Source organism: Pseudomonas sp. BIGb0381 (genome assembly GCF_024809815.1).
GTDB lineage: Bacteria > Pseudomonadota > Gammaproteobacteria > Pseudomonadales > Pseudomonadaceae > Aquipseudomonas.
Map to the genome: position 1 here is coordinate 64,389 of NZ_JANUEN010000010.1, position 11,371 is coordinate 75,759.

General features: G+C 60.0%; 11 protein-coding genes. 6 read left to right on the forward strand and 5 right to left on the reverse strand.

The genetic code is table 11. From position 1 onward, the window contains the following. Window position 1: 1 nt before the first annotated feature. Window positions 2-1,456, reverse strand: a complete 1,455-nt coding sequence (thiI, locus tag M2397_RS23540; RefSeq protein WP_145335879.1) for a tRNA uracil 4-sulfurtransferase ThiI — start codon at window positions 1,454-1,456, stop codon at window positions 2-4. A 334-nt stretch (window positions 1,457-1,790) separates the two neighbouring features. On the opposite strand from thiI, the gene glnA reads away from it, so the two are divergent. The 4 genes from glnA to ntrC all read left to right on the forward strand — a co-directional run bounded on the left by glnA (window position 1,791) and on the right by ntrC (window position 6,674). Then, window positions 1,791-3,197 (forward strand): glutamate--ammonia ligase, encoded by a 1,407-nt coding sequence (gene glnA / locus M2397_RS23545; RefSeq protein ID WP_024072899.1) that lies wholly within the window; start codon window positions 1,791-1,793, stop codon window positions 3,195-3,197. Window positions 3,198-3,307: 110 nt separating this feature from the next. Next, on the forward strand, window positions 3,308-3,844 hold the full coding sequence (locus M2397_RS23550; protein WP_145335877.1) for a chorismate mutase: 537 nt from the start codon (window positions 3,308-3,310) through the stop codon (window positions 3,842-3,844). Window positions 3,845-4,155: 311 nt separating this feature from the next. Beyond that, the gene (gene glnL / locus M2397_RS23555; protein WP_131696908.1) at window positions 4,156-5,241 is read left to right on the forward strand and encodes a nitrogen regulation protein NR(II); all 1,086 of its coding nucleotides are present in this window, start codon (window positions 4,156-4,158) and stop codon (window positions 5,239-5,241) included. Beyond that, window positions 5,238-6,674: a nitrogen regulation protein NR(I) gene (gene ntrC / locus M2397_RS23560; protein WP_027605069.1), complete on the forward strand. Its 1,437-nt coding sequence runs from the start codon at window positions 5,238-5,240 to the stop codon at window positions 6,672-6,674. Before glnL ends, ntrC begins: the two co-directional genes overlap by 4 nt. A 615-nt stretch (window positions 6,675-7,289) precedes the next feature. Here the strand turns inward: ntrC and M2397_RS23565 are convergent. Then, entirely contained in the window at window positions 7,290-7,730 is a 441-nt protein-coding gene (locus M2397_RS23565; RefSeq protein ID WP_131696909.1) for a hypothetical protein, read from the reverse strand. On the opposite strand from M2397_RS23565, the gene M2397_RS23570 reads away from it, so the two are divergent. Continuing rightward, on the forward strand, window positions 7,729-8,184 hold the full coding sequence (locus M2397_RS23570; protein ID WP_184745507.1) for a tRNA (cytidine(34)-2'-O)-methyltransferase: 456 nt from the start codon (window positions 7,729-7,731) through the stop codon (window positions 8,182-8,184). The two genes, M2397_RS23565 and M2397_RS23570, sit on opposite strands and share 2 nt — an antisense overlap. A gap of 126 nt (window positions 8,185-8,310) precedes the next feature. On the opposite strand, the gene secB is transcribed toward M2397_RS23570, so the two are convergent. From secB to M2397_RS23585, 3 genes are read right to left on the reverse strand one after another with little or no spacing between them, the layout of a single operon-like run. Then, the gene (gene secB, locus M2397_RS23575; protein WP_014716520.1) at window positions 8,311-8,790 is read right to left on the reverse strand and encodes a protein-export chaperone SecB; all 480 of its coding nucleotides are present in this window, start codon (window positions 8,788-8,790) and stop codon (window positions 8,311-8,313) included. A 42-nt stretch (window positions 8,791-8,832) separates the two neighbouring features. Next, complete coding sequence (grxC, locus tag M2397_RS23580; protein ID WP_033896917.1) at window positions 8,833-9,087, reverse strand: glutaredoxin 3; 255 nt, start codon at window positions 9,085-9,087, stop codon at window positions 8,833-8,835. A 1-nt stretch (window position 9,088) separates the two neighbouring features. Continuing rightward, entirely contained in the window at window positions 9,089-9,502 is a 414-nt protein-coding gene (locus M2397_RS23585; protein ID WP_131696911.1) for a rhodanese-like domain-containing protein, read from the reverse strand. A 151-nt stretch (window positions 9,503-9,653) separates the two neighbouring features. On the opposite strand from M2397_RS23585, the gene gpmI reads away from it, so the two are divergent. Next, window positions 9,654-11,180, forward strand: coding sequence for a 2,3-bisphosphoglycerate-independent phosphoglycerate mutase (gpmI, locus tag M2397_RS23590; protein ID WP_259244526.1), 1,527 nt, complete (start codon window positions 9,654-9,656; stop codon window positions 11,178-11,180). Window positions 11,181-11,371 lie beyond the last annotated feature (191 nt).

Sequence of the window (11,371 nt, forward strand, 5' to 3'; positions counted from 1 at the left end):
CTTAGCTCGGTCGATAAACGCGCACATTGGCATGCCCCTCACTGAGCAAATGGTGGGCATGCAGGCGACTCATCACGCCTTTGTCGCAATACAGCAGGTACTGACGGCTGTTATCCAGTTCCTTGAAACGCGCGTTCAATGCATAGAACGGCAGCGTTTGTACGTCGATGCCGGCGACTTCCAGCGGCTCATCTTCAGCGGCATCCGGGTGACGGATGTCGATGACGATCTGACCGGCCAGGGCTTCGCCAACTTCTTCGATCTGCACATCCTGGCCCAACTCGTCGATAACACGATCGATCGGGACCAGCTTGGCGTTCTGGATCGCACGCTCCAGAACCGCCATATCAAACTGTTGTTCTTCGTACTCCACGCGGTTGCGCTTGGCGTGGGTCTTGGGGTTCACCGAAATGACCCCGCAGTATTCAGGCATGTGCTTGGCAAAGTCGGCGGTGCCGATTGCTTCTGCCAAGTCGATGATGTCCTGCTTGTGGCTGGCGATCAGCGGGCGCAATACCAGCTTCTCGGTCACGCAGTCGATCAACGACAGGTTCGGCAGCGTCTGGCTGGAAACCTGGGAAATCGCTTCACCGGTCACCAGTGCGTCGATCTGCAACTGATCGGCGATTCGGGACGCGGCGCGCAACATCATACGCTTCAAAACTACGCCCATATGACTGTTATCGATTTTACCGAGAATTTCGCCCAGCACTTCCTCGAACGGTACGCTCACAAATAGCACGCGTTGGGAGCTGCCGTACTTCTTCCAGATAAAGTGCGCAACTTCCATCACGCCCAATTCGTGTGCACGTCCGCCCAGGTTAAAGAAGCAGAAGTGGCTCATCAGGCCGCGGCGCATGATCTGGTAGGCCGCCACCGTGGAATCGAAACCGCCGGACATGAGGACCAGGGTCTGTTCCAGGGCGCCCAGCGGATAGCCGCCGATGCTGTCGTGCTGGCTGTGAATCACAAACAACCGTTGGTCGCGAATTTCCATGCGCACTTCAATTTGCGGCGCCTTGAGGGAAATTCCGGCGGCGCCGCACTCGCGACGCAGCTTGCTGCCGACGTATTTCTCGACGTCCATGGAGCTGAATGGGTGCTTGCCGGCACGCTTGCAGCGCACCGAAAAAATCTTGCCTTCAAGGCTGTCGCCGAAGTGCCGTTTGCATTTTTCGGTGATGTCGTCGAAGTCGCCCAGCGGGTACTCATCCACCTGCAGGAAATGCGCGATACCCGGCATGCAGCTCAGGCGCTCGGTCATGTCCTTCAAGGCTTTGGCGTCGGTCAGGCGGGTTTCCAGCTCGAGGTTGTCCCACACACCGTTCACCACCACAGCCGGGTCCAGATCGCGGAGCACGGCACGGATGTTCTTGGCCAACTGACGGATGAAACGCATCCGTACCGGTCGGCTCTTGATGGTGATCTCGGGGAAGACTTTAACGATTAATTTCATGGAAACAGCGCGCGCAGGGCCTGCCGAAAAAGGGGGGCGCGGATTATAGCGGAAATCGCTCAAGGTTTAACCAGTTAATATGCACAACACTCGTCACGCACTAAAGAGGTGCATTTGCATCGCCAGGCGCCACATTTCAGTGCTCGAATTTCGGGCTTTTGTCGCTATGTACCTTTTATAGGGCGTTTTTGGAGCAAAAAACCCATGTTGGCGCACTGGCATGCAATTTGCTCTCTTGTGAGGCAGGTTGCCATGGCGGACTATCCGCGCCGGCATCACCCACATTCTAAGGGCTAACTCCACTACCCCAGCCCGAAGCCACCCGGAGGACACTATGTCGAAGTCGGTTCAACTCATCAAAGATCATGACGTTAAATGGATTGATCTGCGCTTCACGGACACCAAAGGCACTCAGCACCACGTGACCATGCCGGCTCGCGACGCGCTGGATGATGCTTTCTTCGAAGAAGGCAAAATGTTCGACGGTTCCTCCATCGCTGGTTGGAAAGGCATCGAAGCCTCCGACATGATCCTGATGCCGGACGACAGCACTGCCGTCCTCGACCCGTTCACCGAAGACCCAACGCTGATCATCGTCTGCGACGTGATCGAGCCTTCGACCATGCAAGGCTACGACCGCGACCCACGTGCGATCGCCAAGCGTGCCGAGGAATACCTGAAGTCGACCGGTATCGGCGACACCGTATTCGTAGGCCCGGAACCAGAATTCTTCATCTTTGATTCGGTCAAGTTCAAGTCCGACATCTCCGGTTCCATGTTCAAGATTTTCTCCGAACAAGGTTCGTGGATGTCCGACCAGGACGTGGAAGGCGGCAACAAAGGCCACCGTCCAGGCATCAAAGGTGGCTACTTCCCAGTTCCGCCGTTCGACCACGACCACGAAATCCGTACCTCCATGTGCAACGCCATGGAAGAAATGGGCCTGGTCATCGAAGTTCACCACCACGAAGTGGCGACTGCCGGCCAGAACGAAATCGGTGTGAAATTCAACACCCTGGTTGCCAAGGCTGACGAAGTCCAGACCCTGAAGTACTGCGTACACAACGTGGCTGATGCCTACGGCCGTACCGCTACCTTCATGCCTAAGCCGCTGTACGGCGATAACGGTTCGGGTATGCACGTTCACCTGTCCATCGCCAAAGAAGGCAAGAATACCTTCGCTGGCGAAGGTTATGCCGGCCTGTCCGACACCGCCCTGTACTTCATCGGCGGCATCATCAAGCACGGTAAGGCCCTGAACGGCTTCACCAACCCGTCGACCAACTCCTACAAGCGTCTGGTCCCAGGTTTCGAAGCACCGGTAATGCTGGCCTACTCGGCTCGCAACCGTTCCGCCTCGATCCGTATTCCTTACGTGTCCAGCCCGCGCGCTCGCCGTATCGAAGCCCGCTTCCCGGATCCGGCAGCCAACCCATACCTGGCCTTCGCTGCCCTGGTCATGGCCGGCCTGGACGGTATCCAGAACAAGATCCACCCTGGCGACGCCGCCGACAAAAACTTGTACGACCTGCCGCCTGAAGAGGCCAAAGAGATCCCACAAGTGTGCGGCAGCCTGAAAGAAGCCCTGGAAGAGCTGGACAAGGGCCGTGCGTTCCTGACCAAAGGCGGCGTATTCAGCGACGACTTCATCGATGCCTACATCGAGCTGAAAAGCGAAGAAGAAATCAAAGTACGCACCTTCGTACACCCACTGGAATACGAGCTGTACTACAGCTGCTGATCCGGTAGCGCTGCTTGACGCAGCGTGAAGAAAAAGGCCTCCTTCGGGAGGTCTTTTTTTGCCCGGGAATTAACCCGAATCCCCCCCTCCCTCCCACAAGGAGATCAGTATTGAAACGTCGACTTGCGTTCGCTTTAGTGTTTTTCAGCGCCAGCGCATTGGCTGCGCCACCCACTCTTGAGCCGCTGCTCAACAGCATCGCCGAACGCCTGGAGATCGCCGACCAGGTGGCCCTGAGCAAATGGGACAGCAAAAAACCTGTAGAGGATAAGAAGCGCGAACAAGAGGTGATCGCCAGTGTCGTCGCCCAGGCGCCGAGCTACAAACTGGCCCCCGCCGCCGCCGAGCAATTTTTCTCGGCACAGATCGAGGCAAACAAGCTGGTGCAGTACACCCACTTATCCGATTGGCAGTTCCAGGGCAAGGCACCCGACGACCCGCGCCCGGACCTGGTGAAGCAGATTCGCCCGCAACTGGATCAATTGCAAAAACGCCTGCTGCAACAACTGGCGGACTTCACCCCACAACGTACCGACCCGCAGTGCCCTCAATGGCTGGCCGAAGCAGTGCATGAGCCGCTGAACGACCCACTGCGGCAACTGGCGATGATCCGCGCTACGGCCGAGCTGTGTATCTACAAAGACTAAAACTGTAAACCCGATCCAAAAATGTGGGAGAGGGGCAACCCCTCCCTGATTTGATTTGTGTGATTTCGGCACTTCCTGAACAACCTTCACAAAACCGCACTATATTGGTGCGACATCCTGCACCCTTCCCACTGCCTCACACCATTTTGGTTCGAAACTTCCCGATCAAGCTGGCAGAACGCCACAGTTTCGCGCCTTAAACCCCTATTTCAGGGGTTTAACGCTTCTTTTCGGAGCCTTGGTTTGGTTTTTGCATTTTCCTTGTATCAGCGTGTGCCTCAAGCCCGCGCCTTGCTCCAAAAGAGGTCCCGATGACCATCAGCGATGCACTGCACCGTTTGCTACTCGACAACCTGACCACCGCGACCATCCTGCTCAATGACGACCTGCGCCTTGAGTACATGAACCCGGCGGCGGAAATGCTCCTGGCCATCAGTGGCCAGCGCAGCCATGGGCAGTTCATCAGCGAATTGTTCACCGAGTCGGCCGAAGCCTTGAGTTCGTTGCGCCAAGCCGTGGAGCAGGCACATCCGTTCACCAAGCGTGAAGCGATGCTCACGGCACTGACCGGCCAGACGCTGACCGTCGACTACGCCGTGACCCCGATCCTGAGCAACGGCGCCACCCTGCTGCTGCTTGAAGTGCACCCCCGCGACCGCCTGCTGCGAATCACCAAGGAAGAAGCCCAGCTGTCCAAGCAGGAAACCAGCAAGATGCTGGTACGCGGCCTGGCCCATGAGATCAAGAACCCGCTGGGTGGCATTCGCGGCGCGGCGCAGTTGCTGGCCCGCGAGCTGCCGGACGAGCACCTCAAGGACTACACCAACGTCATCATCGAAGAGGCTGACCGCCTGCGTAACCTGGTGGACCGCATGCTCGGCTCCAACAAGCTGCCGTCGCTGGCGATGACCAACGTGCACGAAGTACTGGAGCGCGTTTGTCAGTTGGTCGAGGCCGAAAGCCAGGGCTGCATCACCTTGGTGCGCGACTACGACCCGAGCATTCCCGACGTATTGATCGACCGCGAGCAGATGATCCAGGCGGTGCTCAATATCGTACGCAATGCCATGCAGGCCATCAGCAGCCAGAACGAGTTGCGCCTGGGCCGCATCAGCCTGCGCACCCGCGCCCTGCGCCAGTTCACCATCGGCCACGTGCGCCATCGCCTGGTGACCAAGGTTGAGATCATCGACAACGGCCCAGGCATCCCTGCGGAACTTCAGGAAACCATCTTCTTTCCCATGGTCAGCGGCCGCCCGGACGGTACCGGGCTGGGCCTGGCCATTACCCAGAACATCATCAGCCAGCACCAGGGTCTGATCGAATGTGAGAGCCATCCCGGCCACACCACATTCTCGATCTTTCTGCCTCTGGAACAAGGAGCCTCATCGACATGAGCCGTAGTGAAACTGTGTGGATCGTCGATGACGACCGTTCTATCCGCTGGGTCCTCGAGAAAGCCTTGCAACAGGAAGGCATGACCACCCAGAGCTTCGACAGCGCCGACGGGGTCATGAGCCGCCTGGCGCGTCAGCAGCCCGACGTGATCATCTCCGACATCCGCATGCCCGGCGCCAGTGGCCTGGACCTGCTGGCGAGGATTCGCGAGCAGCACCCGCGCCTGCCGGTGATCATCATGACTGCGCACTCGGATCTGGACAGCGCTGTCGCGTCCTATCAGGGCGGTGCCTTCGAGTACCTGCCCAAGCCGTTTGACGTGGACGAGGCCGTGGCGCTGGTCAAGCGCGCCAACCAGCACGCCCAGGAACAACAGAACCAGGAAGCCCCACCGACCCTGACCCGCACCCCGGAAATCATCGGTGAAGCGCCGGCGATGCAGGAAGTGTTTCGCGCCATCGGTCGCTTGAGCCACTCCAACATTACCGTGCTGATCAACGGCGAGTCGGGTACCGGTAAAGAGTTGGTGGCCCACGCCCTGCACCGTCACAGCCCGCGCGCGGCCTCGCCGTTTATCGCGCTGAACATGGCGGCGATTCCCAAGGATCTGATGGAGTCCGAGCTGTTCGGCCATGAGAAAGGCGCGTTCACCGGCGCAGCCAACCTGCGTCGCGGGCGTTTCGAACAGGCAGACGGCGGCACGCTGTTCCTCGATGAAATCGGCGACATGCCGGCCGACACCCAGACCCGCTTGCTGCGCGTACTGGCGGACGGCGAGTTTTATCGCGTGGGCGGGCACACACCGGTCAAGGTCGATGTGCGCATCATCGCCGCGACTCACCAGAACCTGGAAACCCTGGTGCACGCAGGCAAGTTCCGTGAGGACTTGTTCCACCGTCTCAACGTGATCCGCATCCACATCCCACGGATGTCGGACCGCCGCGAAGATATTCCGACCCTCGCCCGCCACTTCCTCAGCCGCGCCGCCCAGGAGCTGGCCGTCGAGCCGAAGTTGCTGAAAAGCGAGACCGAGGAATACCTGAAAAACCTGCCGTGGCCCGGCAACGTGCGCCAGCTGGAGAACACCTGCCGCTGGATCACCGTGATGGCGTCCGGCCGCGAAGTGCACATCGGCGACCTGCCGCCGGAGCTGCTGAGCCTGCCGCAGGATTCGGCCCCCGTGACCAACTGGGAGCAGGCGCTGCGCCAGTGGGCCGACCAGGCCCTGGCACGCGGCCAGTCGAACCTGCTGGACAGCGCCGTACCGGCGTTCGAACGGATCATGATCGAAACGGCCCTGAAGCACACCGCCGGCCGCCGTCGCGATGCCGCCGTGTTGCTGGGTTGGGGTCGCAACACCCTGACGCGCAAGATCAAGGAGTTGGGCATGAAGGTCGATGGTGGTGATGACGATGAGGGCGACGACGCCTGATCTCCAATCTACCGAGATCTAATGTGGGAGGGGGCTTGCTCCCGATGGCGGAGTGTCAGTCGATATCTATCTGACTGACACTCCGCCATCGGGAGCAAGCCCCCTCCCACATTTGGACCTCCACACGGACTCAGAATCGTGCACCGCTTCAATGCACCCTGTTCTAGCATCGCGCACACGTTCCACGCCCGAAACAAACGTTTTGTTAAGAAAATGCTGAACCTCGAAAACACCAAAGCCCCGTATCCCGGGGCTTTTCGCTTTCTGGAGAAATTTTTCGCCACAACTTAGCCACTCTGGCACGCGCCCTGCAATAACCCCAGTACAACCCAGTTTCGGGGACCTTGGTACAGGCAGGCCGAGAATCCCCTCTTTACACCCGGGGTGCTTGATGCGAACCGCGTCGCGCTCCACACCGCTTTCGGGAACCTCGGTACAGGCAGGCCGAGGACTCCCTCTTTAACACCGAAGCCTTTGGCTTCACCCCGTTTTGGGAGCCCTGGTACAGGCAGGCCGGGAACTCCCTTCTTTACACCCGGGGCTTATGTGGCTCAGCGCCCATAGCTCCAGCCCGTTTTGGGAACCTTGGTACAGGCAGGCCGGGGATTCCCTCTTTTATTGCTCTTGGAGATGGATCTCCAGCCGCCAGCGGCCATCGGCCTTCTCCCCTTTCCACTCCCCGCGCAACGGCCGAGCCGCCACCAGGTTCAGCAGCAAGCCCGCATCGGTCTTGCGCACGCGCCAGTTCACATCCTTGTCGTTGACCTTGAGCTGCCCACTGGCGGCCTTGCCTTGCGCGTCGAACAACAGCGCCACGGTGCCGTCGATGTGCTCGCCGTGCAGCTTGGGTTCGCTGTTGAACCACACCACCACACCGTCCGCAGCCGTCTCTACCTGCTGCAACTCGACCGGGTCAGGAGTGGTCAGGCGGCCGATCATCAGGCCAACCATCAGGCCGACAATCGCCAATGAGCCCATGACCCTCGGCATTAGCTTCGGCCTTGGGTCTTCTTCAGGGGTAGAATGCAGCGCATCTTTGCCTTCGGAGCCGTGCATGTTTCACGTCATCCTTTTTCAACCAGAAATTCCGCCGAATACCGGCAACGTTATCAGGCTGTGCGCCAACAGTGGCTGCCACCTGCATTTGATCGAGCCCCTGGGCTTCGACATGGACGACAAGCGTCTTCGTCGTGCCGGGCTGGACTACCACGAGTACGCCACCCTCCAGCGCCATGCCGACCTGGTCAGCTGCCTGGAAAGCCTCGGACACCCGCGCTTGTTCGCGTTCACCACCAAAGGCTCGCGGCCGTTTCATGATGCCAGCTTTGCCGAGGGCGACGCCTTCCTGTTCGGCCCGGAAAGCCGTGGCCTGCCAGCCGAGGTACTCGACGCCCTGCCCGACGGCCATCGCCTGCGCCTGCCGATGCGCGAAGGCTGCCGCAGCTTGAACCTGTCGAACACCGTCGCCGTTGCCGTCTACGAAGGCTGGCGCCAACTCGGCTTCAAATAGCACACATAACAAATGTGGGAGGGGGCTTGCTCCCGATGGCAGAGTGTCAGTCGACATCTAGGTGACTGATCCACCGCTATCGGGAGCAAGCCCCCTCCCACATTGGGTTCTGCGTCGGGTTCGAGATTACTGAACCGTCGGCGCGCCTTCCTGTTGCATGCGCTGCAGCTCTTGAGCGTACAGGGCATCGAAGTTCACCGGAGCCAGCATCAGCGCAGGGAACGAACCACGGGTGACCAGGCTGTCCAGGGTCTCGCGGGCATACGGGAACAGGATGTTCGGGCAGAACGCACCCAGGGTGTGGCTCATGGACGCTTCGTCCAGGCCCTGGATCAGGAAGATACCGGCCTGTTGCACTTCAGCGATGAAGGCCACTTCTTCGCCATTCTTGACGGTGACCGACAAGGTCAGCACGACTTCGTGGAAGTCGCCTTCCAGTGCCTTTTGACGGGTGTTCAGGTCCAGGGCAACGCTTGGAGTCCATTCCTGGCGGAAGATCGCCGGGCTTTTCGGCGCTTCGAACGACAGGTCACGCACATAGATACGCTGCAGCGAAAATTGTGGGCCTTGGGCTTCTGCTGCTTCGGTGTTCTGTTGGTCAGTCATCGCAGATCCTTCTTGATCTTGGGGTCTTTTAGGGGTTAGGAGTCAGACGAGCAGCAGCGCATCGAGTTTACCGGCGCGCTCCAGGGCAAACAGGTCGTCGCACCCACCGATGTGCCTGGCGCCGATCCAGATCTGCGGCACGGACGTGCGCCCCGCCTTCTGGGCCATTTCGGCACGCACCTGGGGCTTGCCATCGACCTTGATTTCTTCGAAGGCAACGCCCTTCTTCTCCAGCAGGGCCTTGGCCCGCATGCAGTAAGGGCACCAATCGCTGGAATATACGACGACCTGGCTCATATCACTTCACCAGCGGCAGGTTGTCGGCGCGCCAGCTGCTGATGCCACCGGACAGCTTGGCGGCGATGAAACCGGTCTTGAGCATTTCGCGGGCGTGGGTGCCGGCGTGCTGGCCCTGAGCGTCGACCAGGATGATGGTCTTGGCCTTGTGCTTTTCCAGCTCGGGCAGGCGCGCGATCAGCTTGTCCTGAGGGATGTTCAGGGCACCGACGATATGGCCCGTGGCAAAATCCTTGGCCGGGCGAATATCCACCACAATGGCCTCGTCCTTGTTAACCAGCGCGGTCAGCTCCGACGTGCTCAGGCTGCGGCCACCACGGCTCAATTCGTGAGCGATCAGCAGCGCCAGCAGGATGACGAAGGCACCCACGAGCAGATAGTGGGCAGTGGCAAATGCAATCAGGTGATCAACCATCAAGGAGGTTCCAGGGCGTTAAAATGGCGGTAAGTATACACAGCCGTCAGGGGGGGCCAACCCCCGTAAAGCGGTGACGTGGTCGGAACTTCGCTTTAAACTGCCACTCCCTTTTCAATTGCCTTCCTTTATTACCGCCGCGAGAGGATCTATGACTACCACGCCTAAACCTTTGGTCCTGATAATTCTCGATGGCTTCGGACACAGTGAAAGCCACCACGACAACGCGGTGTACGCGGCCAAGAAGCCGGTACTCGACCGTCTGACCGCGACGGTGCCCAACGGCCTGATCTCCGGCTCGGGCATGGACGTGGGCCTGCCGGACGGCCAAATGGGCAACTCGGAAGTCGGCCACATGAACCTCGGCGCCGGACGAGTGGTATATCAAGACTTCACTCGCGTGACCAAATCGATCCGCGATGGCGAGTTCTTCGAGAACCCGACTATCTGCGCAGCGGTAGATAAAGCAGTGGCCGCCGGCAAGGCCGTGCACTTCATGGGCCTGCTGTCCGACGGCGGCGTTCACAGTCACCAGGACCATCTGGTGGCGATGGCCGAGCTGGCCTTCAAGCGCGGCGCCGACAAGATCTACCTGCACGCCTTCCTCGATGGTCGCGACACCCCGCCAAAAAGCGCGCAATTCTCCATCGAGCTGCTGGACGCCACTTTCGCCGCCCTGGGCAAGGGCCGCATCGCCAGCCTGGTGGGCCGCTACTTCGCCATGGACCGCGACAACCGTTGGGACCGCGTATCCCAGGCCTACAACCTGATCGTCGACGGCCAGGCCGAATTCCACGCCGCCACCGCCCAGGAAGGCCTGGAAGCTGCCTACGCCCGTGGCGAGAGCGATGAATTCGTCAAGGCCACCACCATCGGCGAGCCGGTAAAGGTCGAAGACGGAGACGCCGTGGTGTTCATGAACTTCCGCGCCGACCGTGCCCGCGAGCTGAGCCGTGTGTTTGTCGAAGACGGTTTCAAGGAATTCGAGCGTGCGCGCCAGCCAAAAGTCCAATACGTCGGCCTGACCCAATACGCCGCCAGCATCCCGGCCCCCGCTGCCTTTGCTGCCGGCAGCCTGGACAACGTGCTGGGCGACTACCTGGCGAAGCACGGCAAGACCCAGCTGCGTATTGCCGAAACCGAGAAATACGCCCACGTGACCTTCTTCTTCTCCGGCGGGCGTGAAGAACCGTTCCCTGGCGAAGAGCGCATCCTGATCCCGTCGCCAAAAGTCGCCACCTACGACCTGCAGCCGGAAATGAGCGCGCCGGAAGTCACCGACAAGATCGTCGACGCCATCGACCACCAGCGCTACGACGTGATCGTGGTCAACTACGCCAACGGTGACATGGTGGGCCACAGCGGCAACCTGGAAGCTGCGACCAAGGCAGTGGAATGCCTGGACCTGTGCGTCGGCCGCATCGTCGACGCCCTGGAAAAAGTCGGCGGCGAGGCGCTGATCACCGCCGACCACGGCAACTGCGAGCAGATGTCCGACGAATCCACAGGCCAGGCCCACACCGCCCACACGACCGAGCCGGTGCCGTTCATCTACGTCGGCAAGCGCGACTTCAAAGTGCGTGATGGCGGCGTGCTGGCGGATGTGGCGCCGACCATGTTGATGCTGATGGGGTTGGAGAAGCCGAAAGAGATGACCGGGACCTCGATCCTGGTCTGATCCAAACAACAGTGTGGGAGGGGGCTTGCCCCCGATAGCAGTGGGTCAGCCAACACCTATTCAGCTGACACACCGCAATCGGGGCAAGCCCCCTCCCACATTAGCTTCGCGGTGTTTGGTAGATGTCTTTTTGCCATACCGCCACCACTCGGCACCTATCTTGCCTTCCAGTCCGAATTGGGCGTTTTTTT